The sequence below is a fragment of the Alteromonas abrolhosensis genome, assembly GCF_001953635.1.
In the GTDB taxonomy this organism is placed as follows: domain Bacteria; phylum Pseudomonadota; class Gammaproteobacteria; order Enterobacterales; family Alteromonadaceae; genus Alteromonas; species Alteromonas abrolhosensis.
On sequence record NZ_MEJH01000003.1, the window covers coordinates 541520 to 564564 of the forward strand.

Below are 23045 nucleotides of genomic sequence, written 5' to 3' on the forward strand. Positions count from 1 at the left end.
AATAAATGACCGCAATGCAAAATATATATTTCTATTATTCCAAATCCGGCACTAGGATGAAATGGAATCAACGGGAACGCCCTACAGCGTAAACACAAACAACGTTAAGTATTTTAATTATAGTCGGGAGAGACGCTCATGTCGCAATATCAACAAGACATTGATAACTTCGCCACATTAAAGGCAGCACAAAACGGAACTTGGGAAGGTATCAACCCAGAATTCGCTGCACGCATGAAGGTTCAGAACCGTTTTAAAACTGGTTTAGATATTGCTCGTTATACAGCAAGTATCATGCGCAAAGACATGGCTGAATACGACGCAGATTCGTCTCAGTACACACAGTCGCTAGGTTGCTGGCATGGCTTCATAGGCCAGCAAAAAATGCTTTCAGTTAAAAAGCATCAAGGCACAACGAATAAAAGCTACCTTTACCTTTCAGGCTGGATGGTAGCGGCACTTCGCTCTGAATTCGGTCCTCTTCCAGACCAATCAATGCATGAAAAAACGTCAGTTTCTGCACTTATTGAAGAGCTTTACACTTTCCTTCGTCAAGCAGATGCGCGTGAATTGGGCGACCTTTTCCACAAGCTAGATGACGCTAAGAAAAATGGCGGTGATGTTGCTGCTATTCAAGCTGAAATCGATAACTACGAGACTCACGTAGTTCCAATTATCGCAGACATCGACGCTGGCTTCGGTAACGAAGAAGCAACGTACCTACTTGCAAAGCAAATGATTGAAGCCGGTGCATGCTGTATCCAAATTGAAAACCAAGTATCAGACGCGAAGCAATGTGGTCACCAAGACGGTAAAGTAACCGTGCCTCACGAAGACTTCCTAGCGAAGATCAATGCAGTACGCTATGCATTCCTTGAACTAGGTGTTGATGAAGGTGTAATTGTTGCACGTACTGACTCACTAGGTGCTGGTCTGACTCAGAAGATCCCAGTATCTACATCAGAAGGTGACCTGGCTGCCCAGTACAACGCGTTCCTTAAAACGACTGAAGTTGCAGGTGTTGAAGACCTAAGTGAAGGTGACTTAGTGCTTAAGCAAGGTGGCAAGCTGGTTAAACCTGAGCGCTTACCAAACGGTCTGTTCCGCTTTAAAGAGAACACAGGTTTTGACCGTGTAGTACTTGACTGTGTAACGTCGCTTAAACACGGTGCTGACTTGCTATGGATTGAGACTGAAAAGCCTCACGTAGGTCAAATTGCTGAAATGGTTAACGCTATTCGCGAACAAGTACCAAATGCTAAGCTGGTATACAACAACTCTCCATCATTTAACTGGACACTTAACTTCCGTCAGCAAGTATTTGATGCTTGGAGCGAAGAAGGTAAAGATGTTTCTGGATATGACCGCGCGAAACTTATGTCTGCTGACTATGATGACAGCGAACTTGCAGCAGCGGCAGACGAGAAGATTAAGAGCTTCCAGGCTGATGCAGCGCGTGAAGCAGGTATCTTCCACCACCTTATCACTCTACCGACTTATCATACTGCAGCACTGTCTACTGACAACCTTGCTAAAGGTTACTTCGGTGAAGAAGGTATGCTTGCTTATGTACGCGGTGTTCAGCGTCAAGAGATTCGCCAGGGCCTAGCGTGTGTTAAGCACCAAGCGATGGCAGGTTCTGATCTAGGTGATACGCACAAAGAGTACTTCTCTGGTGAAGGTGCACTTAAAGCATCTGGTGAAGACAACACCATGAACCAGTTTGATGTGTAACACGAACAGACAATGAGTTAAACGGAAAGTATCCCAACCTTTCCTACAGGGCACCTTCGGGTGCCCTTTTTTGTGCATGCTATTCACTGCATTTATGCTTGTTTCAAAAAATAAAGAAACCCATATTTTTCTAAAACCCATAAAAAACTCATATAACATATAATATTCAATGACTTATAGATGTAGACCCAGGTAAGTTAAGACTAAACGCTTATCTGACATTGAAATAAAAAAGCTTTATAATAGCTGTGTTTAATTAGGTTTAAAAAGAGCATTAGAATAATGAATATAGCGAAGGTCGACCTGAATTTATTGGTTTATTTAGATGTGCTGTTACGCGAAGGCAGTGTAACAAAAGCAGCTAATCAGCTAAGTATTACTCAGCCTGCAATGAGTAACGGCCTAAAGCGCCTTCGCGATCTGTTCAAAGATCCGTTATTAGTTCGCACCAGCGATGGGATGACCCCCACTAAGCGCGCGCTTGAACTACAACCCATTATTCGCGATGTACTCAGCCGATTAGAAAGCTCTATTCAGCCTGAAACAGACTTCGACCCGTTAACCAGCGACCGAACCTTCCGCATTATGACCAGTGACTATGCAGAGAGTACCTTGTTACTTGAACTTGTTGGAAGACTGGCGGATTTAGCGCCCAATATTACGCTTGACCTTATTACGCCGAGTGACGTGACGTTTCACGATGTCGAACAAGGTAAAGTGGATATGGCAATCAACCGCTTCGATGAACTGCCTTTGTCGTTTCACCAAAAAGTTATCTGGTATGACACCTTTAGCTGCGTTATGAGTTCCGACCATCCGCTAGTAGAAAAATGCAACCTAGAAGGCTACTTGAGTGCCCAGCATATTTGGGTGAGTAAAACTGGGTTTGGTGTGGGCGTAGGTATTGACCCGAATGAAGTGCAAAAGTTGGGTTGGGTTGACGCTGAGCTAACCAAAATTGGAAAGCAGCGTGCAATTCGCGTGTTTACTCGCCACTACCATGCAGCGCTTCAGATTGCGAAAAAGCAGAAGCTTATTGCTACCTTACCTAGTAAAGCTGCCCGTTTGTTTAAGCACGACCCAGATGTGGTGATTAAAGAGCCACCTTTCGACATTCCACCGATTGCGCTAAAAATGGCGTGGAGTGCTCTACTTCACCACGACGCAGGACATATTTGGTTGCGCCGGTTGATAAGCGATGTAGCTAGTGAAATGAACGCGGGCTAAACATTCACAAAAAATATGGCAAAAATACAAACCATAAATTAAAAAACTATCTCTATACACACTACACTGGGTTAACAGATAAATGTATAGAGGTAGTTATGCAAGGATATATTACTAGAGGCCGACTACAGGTTGCCGAACAGCTCGATAACTTTATTAATGAACAGGCACTTCCTGGTACAGGCGTAGATAAAGACACCTTTTGGCAAGGTGCCGAAACCCTCTTTGAAAAATTCATTCCTCAAAATCGCGCATTATTAGAAAAGCGGGAGCAGCTTCAGCGCGCTATCGACGATTATCACAAAGCCGGCAACCCGGTAAAGGGAAACGAATATACTGACTTTCTTAGAAGCATTGGTTACCTTGTAGAGCAGCCATCACAAGTAAGCGCACAAACACAAAATGTAGACGCAGAGATTGCGACTATGGCAGGCCCTCAGTTAGTGGTGCCAATTAATAACGCTCGCTACGCGCTCAACGCTGTAAACGCGCGATGGGGAAGCCTTTATGATGCACTATACGGCACTGACGTTATCAGTAATGAAGGTGGCGCAGAGGCAGGAAAAAGCTATAACCCTGTACGCGGCGCTAAAGTTGTAGCTAAAGCGAAAAGCTACTTAGATAGCATGATACCGCTAGCAAAAGGCAGCCACGCTGACGTTACTGAATATAAGATTGAATCTGGTAAATTGGCGATTACTCTTGCTGACGGCGATGAGACTACTTTAGCAAATACGGAGCAATGGCAAGGATATCAAGGCGATATTAGCGCCCCTTCTAGTCTGCTTTTCGCCCACAACGGTCTACACTTTGAAATTCAACTAGACCCGACCCACCCGATTGGCGAAAGCGATGCCGCAAACGTAAAAGACGTATTGGTTGAAGCAGCACTGACTACCATTATGGATTGCGAAGATTCCGTTGCCGCTGTTGACGCTGAAGACAAAACCTTGGTGTATAGCAATTGGCTTGGCTTGATGAAAGGCACGCTAAGCATTGAAATGACAAAAGGTGGTAAACAGTTAGTTCGTGCTATGCATGAAGATAGAAGCTATCAGCCGTCTAAACACGCTTCACAAGACGAACTAAAAGACGGCAAACTAGTACTTTCTGGTCGCAGCCTTATGTTTGTTAGGAATGTGGGTCACCTTATGACCAACAATGCCATGCTCTTCGACGGTGAAGAAGTACCCGAAGGCATCATGGACGGTTTAGTCACTTCTCTTATTGCAAAGCATGATCTATTAGGAAACAGCAAATTTAAAAACAGCCGCGAAGGTAGTATTTATATTGTTAAACCTAAAATGCACGGACCAGAAGAAGTTGCATTCTCTAACGCGTTGTTTGGTGCTATCGAAGCGATTATCGATGTTCCAGCCAACACCCTTAAAATGGGCATAATGGATGAAGAGCGCCGTACGAGTATCAATCTACAAGCTTGTATTGCCGAGGCTACTTCACGCGTCGTGTTCATTAACACGGGTTTCTTAGACAGAACTGGTGACGAAATTCATACCTCAATGCTTGCGGGGCCTTTCGCAGAAAAAGCCGCGCTTAAATCAATGGCGTGGATCAAGGCTTATGAAACTGCCAACGTTGCCGTAGGCCTTCGTTGTGGCCTTTCAGGCAGAGCACAAATCGGTAAAGGCATGTGGCCTATACCTGATGAAATGCAAAATATGATGAGTACTAAAATCGGCCACCCGAAGGCCGGCGCGAATACTGCCTGGGTACCCTCTCCTACTGCTGCGACACTACATGCGCTTCATTATCACGATGTAAATGTATTTGACGTTCAAAAGTCGTTAGATAAAAACTTCGATGGTCTTGCCGATATTTTGACCATTCCACTTTTGGAGGACGCTTCTACGCTAACACGTGAAAGCATAAAGCGTGAGATTGATAACAACGTTCAAGGTATCTTGGGCTACGTTGTACGCTGGGTCCACCAAGGCGTAGGCTGCTCGAAAGTTCCTGACATCAACAATGTAGGCTTGATGGAAGACCGCGCGACGTTACGAATATCCTCTCAGCACATCGCTAACTGGCTTGAGCACGGTATTGTAAGTGTTGATCAAGTAAAAGAGTCTTTGGCTCGTATGGCGACTCTGGTAGATGAGCAAAATGCCGGCGACCCTGAATATATCCCGATGGCACCTGATTTAGACAGCTCAATTGGCTTTTTGGCCGCGAGCGACCTTATCTTTAAAGGTAAAGAGCAGCCTAGCGGTTACACTGAACCTTTACTACACGCTCGAAGACGTGAGATGAAGGCAAGGCTTGCGGCGAGCTAATACAGAAATCGAAAGCTGGAAATTGAAAATTGAAAATTGAAAATTGTAAGCTCAATGCAATAGCGCATGTGAGAGAGTTTAGTCAATTTTTAGTCCAGCAAACTTTTAGAATAAGAAGCTCACTCCTGAAATAGGTCAGAAGTGAGCTTTTTTATGCCTGCTGCTAAGGCTTATCCAAAGCTAATCGATTTCTATATCCTCGTTTCAATTTACTGTTATAAAACAGCCTCGCATTACATTATGTAGCTAAATAGCAACAGCTTAGACTAAAGATATTGCATATCTCCCCCTCATATTTTGCTGATAGTCTTTCAGTCAACTACGCTTTTACTACGAGGTACTGTGTTTTGTTGTCCACATGAAGTAGATAGAGAACGGATAGCCTCGCTAGTTTGGAGTATGCATATGCAGATAGCTTCGGCCACAATCCCGAATAACCTCTTACAGCCTGATTTCACACAAATTGTGCCTATCTTTTCTGGTGGGGGAACGCGCCTGAGCGCTCATATCGGTATTATAAAGGCGCTGCACGATATGAAGGTGAGTTTCGACACATTGGTGGGTGTCTCGGGCGGCTCCATTATCGCATCGCTGTACGCCAAAGGTTATAGTGTAGAACAAATGCGAGAGCTGGCTCTGGTCACAGATTTCAAGCAGTTTACTGAATTCTCACTCGTACGGTTACTTCGTGAAGGTGGGTTATCATCTGGCGATGTATTTCAACGGTGGATTGATGACCAGCTAGAAGGTGCAGTGTTTAGCGACCTCCCTCTTGACCTACACATACTTGCTACAGACGTAAACGGCGGTGGGCCAGTTCTATTCAATAAGCAAACGGCTCCTGATATGAGGGTTTCTGAAGCGGTACGTTACTCTATGTCGATACCACTCATCTTTTCATTCAAACCATTTAAAGAGCATTTGTTAGTGGACGGCGCAATATTGTCTGAGGATGCACTTTTTGAAGATTGGCGCGGCGATGGCACACCGTCAATATGCTTCAGGCTGCAAAGTACTGAGCAAAAGCGTAAAGCCATTAAGAAAAACTTACTTCAATTACCTCAGTACGTAAGTATGCTTATTCGCACGTTTATGACCGCAATATCCAGAGAGTATGTAAATGCAAAGTATTGGCATAATACGGTAGTGGTGAATACTGGTGAAATATCTGCGGTTGATTTTTCGCTGTCACCTGAGATTAAAAACACACTTTTTGAACTTGGTTATTCAACCACGAAAGAGTTCTTGCCCAAAAAGTGTGCGGGATTTATGAGAGGCAGTGCAATTGAAGTCCCCTAGAAGACCTCTGTGAGGGACGAACGGTTAAACGTTATAAAAATTGCGATACCAATGAACAAATGCTTTAACACCCGTTTCTACATTTGTAGAAGGTTGATAGCCAGTATCCGCCACTAATGATGAAACATCGGCATAGGTGTCGGGCACATCGCCCGGCTGAATGGGAAGAAGTTCTTTTTTCGCCTCTATTCCCAGAGCGCTTTCAAGAGTTTCTATAAACTTCAAAAGGTGTACGGGCGTTTGCGCGCCAATGTTATATACCTTATATGGTGCTTTACTTGTGCTTGGGTCTGGATTGCTACCGTCCCAGCTCTCGTTAGGTTTAGCCACATTATCCAATGAGCGAATTACGCCTTCAACGATATCGTCTATATAGGTGAAATCACGACGGTGGTTTCCGTAGTTGTATACCTGAATTGTTTTCCCTTCCAAAATAGCTTTGGTGAACTTGAATAGTGCCATGTCTGGACGCCCCCAAGGGCCATAAACAGTGAAAAAGCGTAGCCCAGTGGTAGGCAAGTTATACAAATGGCTGTAAGTATGCGCCATTAACTCGTTCGCTTTTTTAGAAGCGGCATACAGGCTAACTTGGTGATCTACGTTGTGCTGCTCTGAAAACGGCATTGTTTCATTCGCACCGTAGACTGAGCTAGATGACGCATACACCAAATGCTCGACTTTATTATGGCGACATCCTTCCAGAATATTCACAAAACCAACAATATTTGAGTCGACGTAAGCGTTAGGATTTTCAAGAGAATAACGCACGCCTGCTTGGGCAGCTAAATGGACTACCCTATCGAACTTGTGTTCTTCGAAAAGCACAGCCATTTTGTCGCGCTCTTCAACCCCCATCTCAACGAATGAAAATAAATCAGCAGCAGTCGATGACTTAATCTCGTTTAGGCGGGCGTGCTTTAAATTTATATCGTAATAATCGTTAATGTTGTCAATCCCGACAACTTGGTCACCACGATTGATAAGGTATTGCGATACAGCCGCACCAATAAAACCAGCTGCTCCGGTGACTAAGATTTTCATTTACTATTCCTGTTCAATTACTTTCCACTTTCGATAAAGCACGATTTAATAAAGCGATAACGTGTTTTACAGGTATTGCGTAGGAAATACCTGAAGGGTTAGTGAGAGCACTTTCTTTACCGTCTCTAACATACACTTTATTTATTACAGCAATAATCTCGCCAGTTTTTTGGTTTACCACAGGACTGCCTGAATTGCCGGGAAAAGCGGTTATGTCTAATTGATAAATTAGTTCTGGATTTTTTAAACGCCTCAGCTGGTTACTTGTTAGTGCTCTAGCGTCATTGGCAGGCATAAAGTCGGGCGTTAACGCAGCGATTATTCCCCTGTGAACGGCAGGATACAAACCAAGGGCTGCTCCAAGGGGATAACCAAATATGGCAATGTCAGTGCCCGCTGGTTGCAAGTCCTCGTCTGCTAGAACAAGAGGAGACATCGCCTCACTTGTGGCGAAGAGCGCCAGGTCGTGTTCTATATCAATTTCCATTAATTGAAGTTTTTGGAAAGAAAAGCCCCCGTCAGTAGGCAGCATCGCTACATAATATTCTACTATTGTAGGATCCAATTCTTGCTCAACAACGTGGTAATTTGTAACAACATAGTGTCCATCGTGTACCACAAAGCCAGTTCCTTTTATTGAAGGGGCATTGCTTTTAATAGGACTGTGAAGTGCGATGGCAACGGTAGACGCTGTAACGCGTTTAGTGAGAGATACTAGATCTTCCGCAAACACTGGGGCCTTTAAAACTGTATAAATTAAAAGAAAAATCACTGAACATATTGTTTTAGAGCTATTTTGTGTAAGCATATAGAAGTATATTGTTATAAAAATAAGAACTTGCAACGAGGTATTGTTGCTCATGAAGCGCTAGAGAGCCGAAAAAAATAATACGTACATGAACGTATATTTACAAACTATACTTACTCTAGCTGAATACAATATAAAAACATCATTGCCTAAACAGCATCAATGGTCGTAGTCTCTAAGACAGGTAGAAAGTGTTATGCAAAAAGGAAAGTTGGTACAAAAGGTACAGAATATTTTTGGTGCCAATAGTCGAGTAACTAAAGCACTTAAGGGATATCAAAAACTACAAGAAGTTAAAGAGATATCTCACCACTTTTCTACTTACTTAGTGCCAAAGATAGCGCATGACGAGGCTCTGAAAAATGAATCATTCAAAATTAGGTATCAAGTATATTGTACAGAAGAAGGTTTTGAACCACCTAATCCTTTAGAAATAGAAAGTGATGAATTCGATGCTTATTCGGTGTGTTGTTTAATCGAACATGTACAAAACCAGAGATTCGCGGGTACTGTTCGAATGGTTCGCCCGAATAAGGAAGATCAACTTCTTCCTATAGAAAAGTACTGTAGTGATTCGATTACAAATAGCGCACTTGATCCTAGAAACTTCCCCCGCCATGAGATTTGTGAAATTTCTCGACTTGCAGTACCAAATGAGTTCCGTCGAAGACAGATGGATAAATTCGATGGTGCTGCAATTGGTGCTATCAATCCAGAGAGTTATTCTGAAACAGAGTTACGTTGCTTCCCTTTCATTGCGATAGGACTATATCTTGCCGCCGCAGCAGTCTCAGTTAACTCAGGTGTTAAACATAACTATGTAATGATGGAGCCAAGGCTTGCTCGGTCAATGCGTTTTATAGGAATACGCTTTGAACAGATTGGACCGATCGTAGATTACCATGGTAAGAGGGCTGCCTATCACATCACGCCGGAAATGCTTCACAAAAACCTCCCTAAAGGGTTTTCAATAATGTATAAAAACATAAAACATACATTAAGATCACAACAAGGATGATGCCGTTGAGCTCTTTCGCAACTATGACTTTGAGCTGTCAGCATAATTTACACCGCGAAAATGGAATAATTAATTTTCATTACTTATCAACAACTTAAAAGTTGGCACACATAGTGCTTTAACCAAGTGACTTCAAGAAATCGCTGCAAACATAACGGAGAGCGGAAATGAAAAAGTTACTTCTTACAACAATGATGGCTGCTGGTTTAGCGCTTAGTGGACAAGCAGCAGCGACACCTTTTTACTTAGACTTATCTGACGATTCAGTAGTTAACCCTCGCGGTGCAATCGATGGTTTAGGTCTTCAATACGACTCAGTTTCTGAAGTAAATACAGCGACTGGCGAAATTGTGTCTCGCGGTGGTATTGGCCTAATCGGCTATACCTTTAACGGTTCAATGGCTGGATTTACTGATCTGTCTGACCTTGTGCTTTCTGACGATGGCGCTATTGCGAACACGTTTACTTACGACCCTGAGCCAAACAATCTTGGTGTGGACGGTTCAACTTTCCCTACTATCGTAGTTACTGCACTTACATTTGATTTCGAATTAGACGGTTTCCTTAACCCAGGTGGTGACTCTGTTACTTACACTGGCGGTGTTCTAGATATCTACTCTTATCAGTACAGCTATGATTTCGGTACTCCTGATGTTGTTACTGTTGATAATGGTAGTGCAGAGTTGTTGGTACAAAGCGAGTTCAGCACAAGCTCAATTAACCTTGGTGAGCAAGTTATCGAGTCGCTAATTACTGAAGTTAGCCTTACTCCAGCTGGTCAAGAAGTTTTCTACTTCCAAGATAGTTCAGGTAACTTCGTATCTTTCCAAGATTACATTACTGCAACGCTAACTGACATCCTGCTTTATGCTTCACAAACAGTTACTGTTGGTGAGTTAGCAGATAACATCGCTAACCCAATCGACTCAGATGGTGACACAGTGCTTATCAGCGATAACCACGCTGTTACTGTAGAGTTCCGTGTACCTGAGCCATCAACAGTTGCAGTTTTGAGCCTAGGCCTTATCAGCATGTTCGGTTTCTCACGTCGTCGTAGAAAATAATATCGACACGGATACAAGCAAAAGACTTAAAGAGCTGCCTTAAATAGGCAGCTTTTTTTTTGCTCTTTTCTTATCAGAGTGATACAGAATTGCCTTAGAAAAAGTCCTTGAATAGCTTGTAAATTATCTGGAATACGTTACCTTAGCTAGGTTAAGCAATAAGGAAGCTAATGTGAAAAATTATTCTAAATTGTCAGTAGCCATGCTGTTATGCTTGTTGTCTGCGTGTAGCGACAACTCTCCAGAAAAGCGTCTGGCTGACGCAGAATTAATGCTTGAAAAAGGGCAATTACAAGAAGCGTCAGTTACCCTCAAAAACGTAATAAAAGACGACCCTTCGCTTTTAAAGGCAAGAGAAATGTTAGGTTTAACATATCTCCAACAAGGCCTATACCTTGCAGCGCAAAAAGAATTACTACGCGCACAGAGCGTATTAAGCGATGAAAGCAAAGTCGCATTAGCAGAGACCCACCTTTGGCTTGAAGAATACGAGAGCATCAAAGACCTTAGTATTGATAACGAAGGCCAAACTAAAGATAAGTTAGAAATATACCAAGCAATTGCTCTGTTTCGAGCACAGAGCCCGACAAGTGCGATATCAGCATTTGAAAAGTTAGAGACTTCACCTTTTGAAGATATTGCATCTCTTGCGAAAGCTTACAACGCTACGATAAGAGAGAAACCTGCTGCAGCTTTAAAGGTATTGGTTGACAATGCAGCACAAATAGAAGACTCGCCGCTAGCGCTTCAGTTAAAATTTACCCTAGAAAACTTTGTTAATGATTGGTCGAGTGCTATTGATACCAGTAAAAAATTGCTTTCTTTAAGGCCCGCTGATTATAAGGTAAAAACCCAACTAGCAACGGTTTTAATAAACGCTGGTGAATTCGAAGAGGCAAAACCTGTTGTTGAACAACTTTTACGTCTGAGTCCTGAGCAAGCCTATTTTAACCAGTTAAAGGGTACCTTGTTGGTTTCTGAAAAGGACTATGAGGGCGCAATTCTTTACCTAGATAAAGCAATAAAAAATGGACGCTCAAACCAAATTACTCGGTTATTTTCCGCCATATCTCATTATCAACTGGGAAATTTTGAGCAGGCATATCAGAACCTTTCAGTCATCATTGACACGTTGCCTAAAGATCATTACGCCAAAAGACTTTATACGAGCATTCAACTGAAATTAGGCTACGTTCAGGACGGTATTGATACAATTAATACAATGTCTGATCTTGGACAGGACGATCTATTGTACATCGTTGAAACATCCAGATTACTTGTTCAAAAGAACGAGCTTGACGAGGCAAAACGCTTGATTGGCAAAATTGAGTCGGACCAAATTTCGGACTCCAAGATGCTTCAAAATATCGGTTTGTTGAAACTTATTACTGGCAAGGAAGGTCTTTCCGAGCTAGAGCGAAACCTAGATATATCACCTGAATCTGAAAACAGTTTCTACCTGCTATTAGTGGCCTATGTTGAAAATAAGGCCTACGACAAAGCCTACGAGCTTATAGATTCGCGCTTAACAGGTGAAGAGAATAAAATTGAGCGATTGAATGCAACAGGTTTTGTTCAACAGACAGCCGGAGACATTGAGTCTGCACAACAAACCTATCAAAAACTAAAAGATATAGACCCCAAAAACCTTGAAGCGGCCCTATTTTTCATAGAGCAGTCAATAAAAAATGGAGAGCTTGAAAAAGCATCGAAACAGCTTTCAAGTGCTATTGATAACTATCCTTTGAGCACTCGCCTGTTAATACGCTCTTTCCAAGTGGCTCAGCGCTTAGGAAATATCAAACCAGCCATTAAACAATTGAAAGAAGCTCAAGGGAAATCGAAAGAACCAAAATACGCTCTCCTTTATGCCGCTGCGCTTTCTTTAGATAATCAATTCAAAACTGTAGTGGATTACCTTTCGGAAAATCAACAAAAGCTAAAAGATACCCCTAAATATTGGATGTTGCTGGGTAATGCCTATGCAAAACAGTCTAATTACAAGGAAGCGCGAAAGGCATTCACTGAATGGAGAAAACTGGAGCCTTCTCAAAATTCGTTTGTACAGAGTATACAAATTGAAGAAATTGAACGTGACTACCTCAAGGCGGAACAGGTTATCGAGGAAGCGCGCAGAAACCTTGGTAAGAATACAACCATTGAGCTGCTGGCTGCTAGGTTAAAGCTACTTCAAGGCAAAAACAAAGACGCAAGTAAAGCTTATAACGCACTTCCTGACGAAGCGAAAAAGTCATTAATTGGTCAGGTAGTAAAAGGACGCTTAGCTATTACTGAAGGTAATTACCAGTCTGCAATATCCACACTAGAGCCGTTGTACGAAGACGCGCCATCTAGTGAGTTAGCACTGCTGCTACTTACTTCATATGTGCAGTTAGAGCAGCACGAAAAGATACTTAGCTTTGCAAAAGCACACCTTGAAAGAGCGCAAAGTGACAACAAAGTCCGTCTTCTCTTTGCCAATTATCTTCTTGAGCGTGAACCAGTACTTGCAATCGAACAGTATACGTATCTTGTTGATAACGTGAAGAAAGAGAGCCCACTCGTGTTAAACAACCTTGCTTGGTTGCTTAATCAAAATGGTTCACCATCTAAAGCTTTAAAGCTCATTGAGAGAGCTAACGAGCTCGTTCCAAACAACCCCAACATCTTATCCACTTACGGAGCTGTACTCTCCTCTTTATCAAAACACGAAGCTGCAATAGAGAAAGCAAAGGAAGCATTCGTGATAAGTAAAGAAAATGTCTCTATCGGCATAGAATACGTTAGAGCTTTAGCGAGGGGCGGAAGAAAAATTGATGCACAACGAGTAGCGTCGACTATTATTCCAGTAACCGCTGCGCAAGAAACGCAGCTCAATCAAGTGAAACAACAATTCCAACTTTAGGAATAACCTGGGGCTCGACAATTATGTTTGATTACAATGATGCTTTCTCAAGGAATATTGGTTGGGTAACGGAAGAAGAACAACTAAAACTCAAAAATAGCAAGGTTGCCATTGGTGGCTTGGGCGGTGTTGGTGGCGACCACGCCATTGTTTGTGCTCGTATGGGGATAGGCAATTTTAACATCTCAGATCTTGACGCTTACGACTATGCCAATTTCAACCGCCAAGCTGGTGCGTTTGTTTCAACAATCGGTAAAGAAAAATCTGAGGTGATGGAAAACACCCTGAAGGATATTAATCCAGAAGCGACAATTAGGAATTTTAAGAGCGGTATAACTCTCGAAAACCTTGACGAATTTCTCGATGGTGTGGATGTTTACATAGATAGCTTAGATATATTTGCACTCGAAATCCGCAGGCAGGTTTTCCGACGCTGCTACGAATTGGGGATTCCTACAATAACTGCAGCCCCGATGGGAATGGGCACAGCAATGTTGTGCTTCAAACCGGGTGAAATGTCTTTTGATGACTATTTTGCTATGGTTGATGCTCCTTCGAATGCCAGTGAACAGGAAAAAGAAGAGTATTTTGAAAATAATATTGTACGGTTTGTGATTGGCGTTTCGCCGTCAGTTCAACAGCGACATTATTTAGTTAAGAACTCCTCTGTCAACTTCATGAAAAAGAAAGTCCCTTCCACCTGCATGGGGATTTCATTGGCCGCGGGGGTTCTCTGTACCAATGTATTAAAACTACTGTTAGGTCGTGGAGAGGTCGTTTGTGCTCCTAGAGGACTGCACTTCGATGCTTATAGAAATAATCTAATTAAAACTTGGCGTCCTTGGGGAAATAAAAACCCGCTTCAGAAATATATGTTCAAAAAAGTCAAACAAATATTAGAAGATAGCAAAGAAGACTAAGAATGTCTGAGACAATAAAACTTATCAAATCGGACATAAAGCAAAAAAAGCAGATATTTCTGAACGATGGTGCGAGTATATCAACGTTCCGCACTTTGCTTACTGATGGCACGAGCGCTAATATTTTGTATAGATTAGCTTTTCGTTGCGCGCAATCGAAATTACTCACTCCTTTTGCATTAATTCTGTCTCACATCAACCGAGTATACAATGGTTGCGTGATAGGCGTGAACGCAAACTTTGGCCCAGGATTCGTGATTATGCACCCCATAGGGGTTGTAGTTAACTCAAAGGTCGTTGGGGGTAAAAATATAACGCTTGAAAGTGGCGTGGTAATTGGTGATGAAAAAGGAAAGTCTCCAACTCTGGGGGATAATATTTTTTTTGGAGCCGGCGCTAAAGCTTTCGGCGGTATCAGTATTGGAACTGATGTGAAAATTGGCGCAAATGCCGTAGTAGTCAAGGATATCCCTTCAAACTCTACTGCATTAGGGATCCCAGCAACTGTTAAGTAAATAATATGAAGTACATTGAATTCTTTTTTTGGGTAGCTAGCTTTCTTATTGTTTACAGCTATTTGCTATATCCCGTTATCCTATTCTCCCTTAGTCGCTTACTTTCTAAAAAGGACAACCAAACCTTCGTTGTCAGGCAAAATGACGATTCTTTGCCTTCAGTTTCGGTGGTCATTTCCGCTTATAATGAAGAGGCATGTATTGAAGAGCGCATTAAAAACTTACTATCTCTTGAATATCCCCATGACAAAATTCGTCTTCTAATTGCATCAGACGGTAGTACAGACGACACAAATGCAATACTAAATAGTTTTGACGACCCACGCCTTGCTGTTTTTTGCTTTGAAGAGAATCGGGGCAAGATCAATGTTCTAAACGATCTTTTATCACGTGTAACTTCAGAGATTACGGTATTTTCAGACGCGAATACGATGTTTGAAAACGATGCGATATTGAACCTTGTTGCACCTTTTCGTGAAGACCAAGTGGGGGCGGTTTGTGGTGAGCTCAACTTAATTGATGTTTTTTCAGGTGACAACAAGGACAACCTATATTGGAAATATGAGCAATTTTTGAAGTTTCACGAGTCTGAAATTGACGCGTTGCTAGGTGCTAACGGCGGTATTTATGCGATAAGGACCACACTATACGAACCTCTTCCAGACAATACCATCATAGATGATTTTTGTATTGTGATGAACGTCGCAAAAAATAACTTCAAAATTGTGTACAACAAGGAAGCATTAGCTTCTGAGGAAATCGCCCCTACTCTTAAAGAAGAAGCTGGTCGACGTATTCGCATTGGCGCTGGTAACTACCAATCGCTCTCACGTTTAAAGTGGTTACTTCACCCTCGCTATAAGTGGCGGTGGTTTTCATATTTAAGTCATAAGGTCATTCGCTGGTTTGTCCCACACCTTATGATTATTGCTTTAATACTTAATGTTATTCTTATTTGGCATTCTAACTCTACTTATGAGTTGCTACTAGCCTGTCAGGCTGGTTTTTACGCATTTTGGGTCATGGGTGAGCTTAGTCTCTTCAAGAATACTCCCATAATTGGAAAAATAGTTAGCTTAATAACCTTTTTTGTTTCAATGAATATATCGCTCTTTAAAGGATTCATTCGTTTTCTATCGACTAATTTAACAGCGACATGGCAAAGGACATCGAGATGATCGCGTTTTTACTGATATTTTTAATTCTATTTTCAGTGGCATTTAGCATTATTGTTAAGAAGAAAAAAATGCAAAGTTGGCTTTGGAATTATACGAAGAGTCGATTTTCAAGCAAACCTACTGTGAATGGCACTACACACGTAATGTTTTGCTTTGTAGACCACTACGAACCCCAGTGGAAGAACAAAGATAATATTGAACTTGAAAGGCAGCGCGTTGATAGGTGGATGGTTGATTACCCCAAGATGGCGAGCCAATTTACGGATGCGGATGGCAATCACCCCAAGCACAGTTTTTTCTTTCCTGAAGAAGAATACCGAAAAGAACATTTAGACAAAATTTCAGACCTTTGCGCCAAAGGATTCGGTGAAATAGAGATTCATCTGCATCATGATAACGACACTAGTGAAAATCTAAGAGCCACGCTTTCGGGCTTTGCACAGTGCCTTCACGAAGAGCATAATGCGTTGAGTATCGACCCCAAGACAGGTCAGCCAGTTTATGCGTTTATACACGGTAATTGGGTGTTAGATAACTCTCACCCTCATGGAAAGTGGTGTGGCGTTAACGACGAACTTATCGTATTAAAAGAGACTGGCTGCTACGCAGACTTTACGTTCCCCTCGCCAGACGAATCACAACCTGCCATGTTGAATACCATCTACTACGCTAAAGACGATCCTGAAAAGCCAAAATCATATGAAACCGGCAAAGCGATAGTTAAAGGCGGTAAAGCGTGGGGTGATATTTTGCTTATTCAAGGAATATTAGGTTTGAACTGGAAAGTGAGAAAGAAAGGCATTTTCCCACAAATTGAAAATTCAGATGTGAGAAAAACATTTCCTCCCACACCTAATCGCGTAGACCTTTGGGTTAAAGAAGGTATTCATGTCGAAGGCAAGCCGGATTGGATTTTCATTAAAGTCCATACTCATGGCGCGCAAGATGGAGATATGGACACGTTGCTTGGCGATCCTATCAAAGAGATGCACAGACATTTGACCACGCAGTACAATGACGGCCGTGATTATGCACTTCATTACGTTTCGGCTCGTGAAATGTACAACATAATAAAAGCTGCGGAAGCAGGAGAAGAAGGAAACCCTAACGATTTTAGGGATTATCTCCTTCCAGCTCCAAGTTTTAAAAAGCTTTCTTAACATGTTTTCAAGAATTAAAATGAAAGTAGGTCGACTACTCGGCCTCGATGAAATTACGTGGCGCTCGCGTCCCAACGGACTGTACAGTGTTAACTTTCATAGAATTGGAAATAGTAGTGAGACTGCGTTTGATCCTTGTGTGTACTCATGCACCTCTGAAGAACTCGACCGCCATATCAAATTCTTTAAACAACACTTTGACATCATAAACCCAAAGACGTTACCTGATCTTTTAGATAGTGATATCAGACCTTCTTCAAGGCTAATGTGTCTTACTTTTGACGATGGTTATATCGATAATTTCAATGATGCATTGCCAGTTTTGGAAGCAAATAATGTTAAGGCTAGCTTTTTTATCGCTACTGGCTTAATTGGGAACAGCGTGGTGCCTTGGTGGGATAAAGTTGCTTACCTAATAAAAAATCACAAACCTCGTAAGTTACATTTGCACGCCTGGCGAGAAGAAGTGATTTTTGAAAACTGCCAAGAGCGTTTTATCCGGAATGTTTTACGAGCCATAAAAAGCTGTCAATTACCCGCTCAGCAACAAATAAATTTGCTAGAACAAGAATTACTTCATCAAAACGGTTACCCTCCAGCAGAATTCATGGACTGGCATCACTTAGCAGCACTGATAGACGCAGGTATGGAACTTGGAGCCCATTCTCACAACCATGACATTTTGACAAAACTATCCGCAGACGAGCTTTTCTACGAATTGAGCCATTCGAAGACGCTGCTGGAGACAAAGCTAAAATGCGATATTTCTGCATTCTCTTATCCAGTTGGCAACAAGTCTACCTACAACAAAAAAGTGATTGAGGGATTGAAGAACACTGGATATAAGCTCGCATTTAATTTCCAACCTGGAATAAATACCTCGCCCAGTCAAAATCCTTATGACTTGCACCGATTTCCAATAGCGCCAGGCATGTCATTAGACGACCTAAAACGTATGTTCAGCTACGCAAAGAGGTACTAAAATGCGTATATTACATTGCGTAAGTAGCCTGAAAGTAGGTGGGGCGGAAAAATGCGTAAAGAATCTGGTCAAAGCGCAGTCCGAAAAAGGTCTTGATGTAGAGGTGCTTTCTTTTGGCAACGAGTGTGACGCATTTCAGCACGATATCAAGGCCCTTGGAGTAAAGGTTACAAACATCAAAGGCAACATTTTTGTCCGACTTATGAAGACAGTACGAACACTACTGTCCTTCAGCACTATTCACATTCACTCTCCTGCCGTGATAAAGGCTTTTGCTCCCATTTTTCCCGTACTGATGGCTAAGAGAGTAATCTACACAATTCATGGTGAAGTCGAGCCGCCTATAAGCTTTGTAAGGGGGTCTCACACACTTGCTCAACTTTATATCAATAAGGTTTTCGGTGTGTCAGAAAGCATCAAGTCTGGCATCAATAAGCGCTATGGCTGGAATTCAAACACGGTAACGGTAGTAAATAATGGTGTTTACTGCCCCCCTATTCCACAGGATATCGCACAGCAACCTCTACTTCATTTATGTACAGTCTGCCGACTTGTTCCGTTGAAGAATATCACTCAGCTTGTAGAGGAGTTTGGGCGCCGCAATCTTGGTAATCACGCTGTCTTGAATATTTTTGGTGATGGGCCTGAAAGGTCGAAGATAGAACAGATAGTTGAGAAATATGGATTACAAAGTTCTGTAATTTTACACGGTGAGGTTTTGGATGAAGACCAGATCTATGCCCAACAAGATTTGCTCTTGATTAACTCTACAACTGAAGGGTTACCCATGTCTCTTCTTGAAGCCATGGCAAGAGGCATCCCGGCCCTATCAACGTCTGTGGGACAAATTCCTCTCTTGATAAAGAATAATCACACGGGCTTTGTATACTCTGTTGATGATATTGAGTCTTGGTATTCAATTTTACTTTCGTTGATAGAAGATCGAAGTAAGTTAAAACAAAATGGACGCCATGCGTTTGCATTCACAAAACAATGCTATGCAATCGATAATGTTTCAGCCATCTATGAAGTCACGTATAAGTAATGAAAAAGCGTATTCTATTTTTTACTAATCTACATCCACTTCCTTGGCAACCCACACGGGCAACGTATAATTACGAGGAAATACGCAACCTAAAGGCGCATGCAAACGTGAGGGTGCTCATGCCTGTACCTTGGTTTACATGGTTCAAGCAAGTCGTATTGAAAGGCTATAGAAGTCCCGAAGGCTTTTGTTTGTTTCCTTTTTTCTATGTGCCCAAAATACTCACATCTTTTCACCCGCTTTTTCTTTTAATTTCTCTGATTATCAGTGTGAAGCCACTAATCTGGCTAGCAAAAAGTGAAAATGTAATTGCAAGTTGGGCCTATGCAGAGGCAGTCGTTGCGGCGTTTGGCAAAGCGCTATTTAAATATAAATTAGTAATTGAGTGCTTAGGTAGCGATGTGAATGCTCTTATGCAACAGCCCCTGCATAAGAGACAGATGTGCTGGGCATTTAGGAAGAGTACGGCAGTTACAACTAAAAGTGTCGCTCTAGCTAATGCAGTGAAGCAGCATGTGCCAGATGTAAATCCTCATGTTATCTATAATGGGGTTGATTTTGACGTTTTTGCGCTCAGACAGACAGAGCCTTTCTCTTCCCCATCTAACCACTTTTTATTTGTCGGCTCACTCATTGCTACAAAAGGGGTATTCGAACTAGTTGAAGGCTTTGAAGAAGCGCTTAATCTAAACCCTCGCATGACGCTAAGGATTGCTGGGGAAGGCGCAAGCAGAGACGCCCTAATGAAGATAGTAAGTGCTAAATCACTCACAAAGGCCGTTACATTTTTAGGTGCTATCCCTCATCAGTCACTGGTAAAAGAACTTCATCAATCAGACGCACTTATTTTGCCTAGCTATAGAGAAGGTGTACCAAACGTTATTATGGAAGCGTTAGCAACAGGAACTCCAGTTATCGCTACAGATGTCGGAGGTATTTCAGAGGTTCTCATACCTGAGGTGGGAGGTATATTCATTAACCCTCAGTGCGCTCACTCGGTTACCCAAGCACTGCTGACCTTGCCTAAGTCTACATGGATCAAAGAAAAAATAAGGAATTCTATCTCCAAGTACACGTGGGATAACTCAGCAAAACAGATTATGTCTCTTTTTCGCTAACTGGATATCGGATATATCTATTCAGATAACGCGCGGTGTCTCTCAAAAGACAGAGTCACACCCTATCACTTGGAGGGAAGGCTTTTGGGTAGTGAACTACCCAAGCCTACTCATTTTTCATGATTGAGGGTAAGCACTAAATTTTTCCATCTTATCCCCAAAAGAAGTCTACCCGAACAGACAACACGCCAAATGCAAAAGAATTGCATAAACTGCCTACGTTTTAGCTATTTTTCCTCTGAACATCTCTACTAGTTCTTTTAAGTATCCACGTGAGAAAATCCAGATGAGACCCAAATAGATGAGCGCTCCTGCTATCACCTGTATAGCCAAAGTGATAAGTGGATGGACTAAGTCAATATAGTGCCCTATTAGTAAACACGCTACCGCCATAACACCACCGTACAGGTGCACTTTATATATGCTGCCAAGATAGTGCCTAAAACTTATATTAAGTGCTCTACAAGAACGGTAAGTCGCAAGAAAGAAGGCAAAACCAAAAGCAGCTAACCAGGATATGGCGATACCTACCCCACCAAATTGAGCGCCTACAAAAAAGCTTGGTATGAGAATAAGGCCATACAGAAGCGTATTGGAGAGAACCACCTTCATATGGCCGGTCGCTTTCATAAGTGGGCTGAAGAGTTGCTGTAAACTTTTAATAGGCATAGAAATACAATAAACCGCTATGACCATTGCAGCGTCACTCCACTTTTCTCCAAAAACAGTTGGGATAAGTACAAACGCAGTTCCCCCCATCCCCCAGAATACAGGAACGAAAATCAACGCGCTGATACGCTGAGTTTTGAGGAAATACCATTCTAACGATGCAGGTTCATCTTGGATCTTCGCATATACCGGTAGCGCGATTTGTCGGAGCATAGGCAGTACTTTAGCCGCGGGCATCATCGCCAACACTACCGCGAATTGATAAATTCCTAACTCAGTAATGCTCAGAAAGACGCCTGCGATAGCAACATCTACGTTAAAAATGATATAGCCTAATGCTGACTGAGTAGCAGCGCGCCACGCAAATTCGTATGTATTCTTAATTCTTTCAGTAAACTTTTTAGGCCAAATCCAAGAGGGTGATCTGAATAAGTATCCAACTTGCTTAAGAATCTCTGTGAGCACCACGCCAAATACAATAGACCAATAACCATAACCCAACCAAGCCAAAGTAACGGTGGCCAATGCTCCTATAGACTCTGCAATGGCATCTACCATAGCAAGTTTTTTAAACAGCATTTCTCTATTTAGCAGAGTACTTGGAATAAAACCTATTAGTGAAATGATAAAAGTTAGTGAGGTGACCCTTATAACATCTTCAAGTCTCGCGTCTCCATAGAATGTCGCTAACGGCTCCGCGAGTATTTGCAAAAGGATGAAGAGCAGAAAGTGTGCAATTATTGATAAAGTGAAGAACTCCCCTACCAGGTGGTCATCGATATTTTTTTCTCTGATAAGCGCAGGGGCAATACCGCCTCGGCTAAATGACCATGAAAGCGCCATAAAAAATGTTGAGAGTGCTATTACTGCATAATCTTCTGGAAACAAAAATTGCAGGGTAAAGATGGTGGTAACCCATCTTACAGATTGACCTATAGCCTTACCAAAAGCGACCCATTTAAGGGAGTGGAGTACGGTTTCTCTCATTGCACCTTCTCGGTTGAAAAATACGTTTAGCTCAAACTAGATGAACGAATTCATTATCGAGTTACAACATTCGAACTGACAGATAAAAATTACACGAAGATGCTTCAACCTTATTTTACTTAGCCAGATACAACTGTATGATATTGAAATTATTCTTTCATATTGATGCATGTGAGTACATCAATTTATAACGAGTGAGACTTTTTAAATGCAAAATGGAAAGGCAAGGTATACGTATCTTGTTGGGGCTGCGAAGTCGGGAACTACAAAACTTGCAGATCTTCTTGATTTACACCCCGATGTGTCGCTCGCTAAAGGAAAAGAGCCTGATACTTTCGCAATTCATGAAGTAAATGAAAGTAGCCTGCAACAGTACGATGCACTATTCGATAGTACGTCCTCGGTTAGGGTTGATGCGTCAACATCTTATACCGAAACATCCGAAACTGTGGACATTGCTAATCGACTCTTTAAGGTTGATCCATCTGCTAAGATTATTTATCTAGTAAGAGATCCGGCAAAGCGTGCCTGGTCGTCGTATTGGCACTATATTAGAAACGGTGTAGAAAGAGGTGAGCCTTTAGAGGCTATCTCATCGCCCACTTCACCTCACTTTAATGGCTCGTGTTACTATCAGCAATTAAGCGCAATAGCGGAAGTATTTCCTAAAACACAGATTCGGGTTTTGTTCTTTGAAGATTTTGTGAAGAATACTGATGACGTGTTTCAGCAATTGCTCACTTTTCTCTCACTTTCCCCTGTTGATATGCAGCAAGGCGAAACAGAAAAAACTAAAAATAAATCTTACCAGTGGCGTGGAGCAGCTAGCGTGCTAAAACATGTTAATCCCGTGCATATACAAAAAGTCACTAAGTTTCTAAAGAGAGTTTTACCAGGCCAGATTATCGCCAGTATAAAGAACTCTGCTACAAAACCTGTACCCTCACTAGATGAGAAAACTTACGCCCAATTAAACGTGCTTTTCGAGGAAGATTTTTGTAAATTGCAAAGTGAATTCGCAGACTGTTTCCTAGTCAGTCAACATTGGAAAAAGTAGGTTTAGTACGTCGGGTTCTACTGA

At 42.1% G+C, this 23045-nt stretch carries 18 protein-coding genes; 15 read left to right on the forward strand and 3 right to left on the reverse strand.

Annotated elements, in window-relative coordinates:
• Positions 1 to 138: 138 nt before the first annotated feature.
• From BGK61_RS04540 to BGK61_RS04555, 4 genes are all read left to right on the forward strand, one after another.
• On the forward strand, positions 139 to 1734 hold the full coding sequence (locus BGK61_RS04540; protein ID WP_076010960.1) for an isocitrate lyase: 1596 nt from the start codon (positions 139 to 141) through the stop codon (positions 1732 to 1734).
• A 282-nt stretch (positions 1735 to 2016) separates the two neighbouring features.
• Positions 2017 to 2961: a LysR family transcriptional regulator gene (locus BGK61_RS04545; RefSeq protein WP_014950208.1), complete on the forward strand. Its 945-nt coding sequence runs from the start codon at positions 2017 to 2019 to the stop codon at positions 2959 to 2961.
• A 98-nt stretch (positions 2962 to 3059) separates the two neighbouring features.
• On the forward strand, positions 3060 to 5255 hold the full coding sequence (locus tag BGK61_RS04550) for a malate synthase G (RefSeq protein WP_076010961.1): 2196 nt from the start codon (positions 3060 to 3062) through the stop codon (positions 5253 to 5255).
• A 405-nt stretch (positions 5256 to 5660) separates the two neighbouring features.
• Entirely contained in the window at positions 5661 to 6554 is an 894-nt protein-coding gene (locus BGK61_RS04555; RefSeq protein ID WP_076010962.1) for a patatin-like phospholipase family protein, read from the forward strand.
• Between the two features lie 24 nt (positions 6555 to 6578).
• Here BGK61_RS04555 and BGK61_RS04560 read toward each other — a convergent pair whose 3' ends face one another.
• Entirely contained in the window at positions 6579 to 7595 is a 1017-nt protein-coding gene (locus tag BGK61_RS04560) for an NAD-dependent epimerase (protein WP_076010963.1), read from the reverse strand.
• A gap of 13 nt (positions 7596 to 7608) precedes the next feature.
• Positions 7609 to 8328 (reverse strand): S1 family peptidase, encoded by a 720-nt coding sequence (locus BGK61_RS04565; RefSeq protein WP_157187955.1) that lies wholly within the window; start codon positions 8326 to 8328, stop codon positions 7609 to 7611.
• Between the two features lie 271 nt (positions 8329 to 8599).
• On the opposite strand from BGK61_RS04565, the gene BGK61_RS04570 reads away from it, so the two are divergent.
• From BGK61_RS04570 to BGK61_RS04615, 10 genes are all read left to right on the forward strand, one after another.
• A complete protein-coding gene (locus BGK61_RS04570; RefSeq protein WP_014999087.1) occupies positions 8600 to 9421 on the forward strand; it encodes a PEP-CTERM/exosortase system-associated acyltransferase in 822 nt (273 codons plus the stop codon).
• Between the two features lie 167 nt (positions 9422 to 9588).
• Positions 9589 to 10485 carry a PEP-CTERM sorting domain-containing protein gene (locus BGK61_RS04575; RefSeq protein WP_014999088.1) on the forward strand — a complete coding sequence of 299 codons (897 nt, stop codon included), beginning with the start codon at positions 9589 to 9591 and terminating at the stop codon, positions 10483 to 10485.
• A 172-nt stretch (positions 10486 to 10657) separates the two neighbouring features.
• Complete coding sequence (prsT, locus tag BGK61_RS04580) at positions 10658 to 13390, forward strand: XrtA/PEP-CTERM system TPR-repeat protein PrsT (protein ID WP_076010964.1); 2733 nt, start codon at positions 10658 to 10660, stop codon at positions 13388 to 13390.
• A 23-nt stretch (positions 13391 to 13413) separates the two neighbouring features.
• On the forward strand, positions 13414 to 14310 hold the full coding sequence (locus tag BGK61_RS04585) for a ThiF family adenylyltransferase (RefSeq protein ID WP_014999090.1): 897 nt from the start codon (positions 13414 to 13416) through the stop codon (positions 14308 to 14310).
• A 2-nt stretch (positions 14311 to 14312) separates the two neighbouring features.
• On the forward strand, positions 14313 to 14825 hold the full coding sequence (locus BGK61_RS19780) for a serine O-acetyltransferase (protein WP_014999091.1): 513 nt from the start codon (positions 14313 to 14315) through the stop codon (positions 14823 to 14825).
• A gap of 5 nt (positions 14826 to 14830) precedes the next feature.
• A complete protein-coding gene (locus BGK61_RS04595; protein WP_014999092.1) occupies positions 14831 to 16003 on the forward strand; it encodes a glycosyltransferase family 2 protein in 1173 nt (390 codons plus the stop codon).
• Positions 16000 to 17163, forward strand: a complete 1164-nt coding sequence (locus BGK61_RS04600; protein ID WP_076010965.1) for a hypothetical protein — start codon at positions 16000 to 16002, stop codon at positions 17161 to 17163. Before BGK61_RS04595 ends, BGK61_RS04600 begins: the two co-directional genes overlap by 4 nt.
• A 19-nt stretch (positions 17164 to 17182) precedes the next feature.
• Positions 17183 to 18145, forward strand: coding sequence for a polysaccharide deacetylase family protein (locus tag BGK61_RS04605; RefSeq protein ID WP_240498940.1), 963 nt, complete (start codon positions 17183 to 17185; stop codon positions 18143 to 18145).
• Position 18146: 1 nt separating this feature from the next.
• Entirely contained in the window at positions 18147 to 19190 is a 1044-nt protein-coding gene (locus BGK61_RS04610; protein WP_076010966.1) for a glycosyltransferase family 4 protein, read from the forward strand.
• Positions 19191 to 19459: 269 nt separating this feature from the next.
• Positions 19460 to 20308 carry a glycosyltransferase gene (locus BGK61_RS04615; protein WP_234349437.1) on the forward strand — a complete coding sequence of 283 codons (849 nt, stop codon included), beginning with the start codon at positions 19460 to 19462 and terminating at the stop codon, positions 20306 to 20308.
• Positions 20309 to 20524: 216 nt separating this feature from the next.
• Here BGK61_RS04615 and BGK61_RS04620 read toward each other — a convergent pair whose 3' ends face one another.
• On the reverse strand, positions 20525 to 21964 hold the full coding sequence (locus BGK61_RS04620) for a lipopolysaccharide biosynthesis protein (protein WP_076010968.1): 1440 nt from the start codon (positions 21962 to 21964) through the stop codon (positions 20525 to 20527).
• A gap of 208 nt (positions 21965 to 22172) precedes the next feature.
• Here BGK61_RS04620 and BGK61_RS04625 point away from each other — a divergent pair, with 208 nt between their 5' ends.
• Positions 22173 to 23021, forward strand: a complete 849-nt coding sequence (locus tag BGK61_RS04625; protein ID WP_076010969.1) for a sulfotransferase family protein — start codon at positions 22173 to 22175, stop codon at positions 23019 to 23021.
• Positions 23022 to 23045 lie beyond the last annotated feature (24 nt).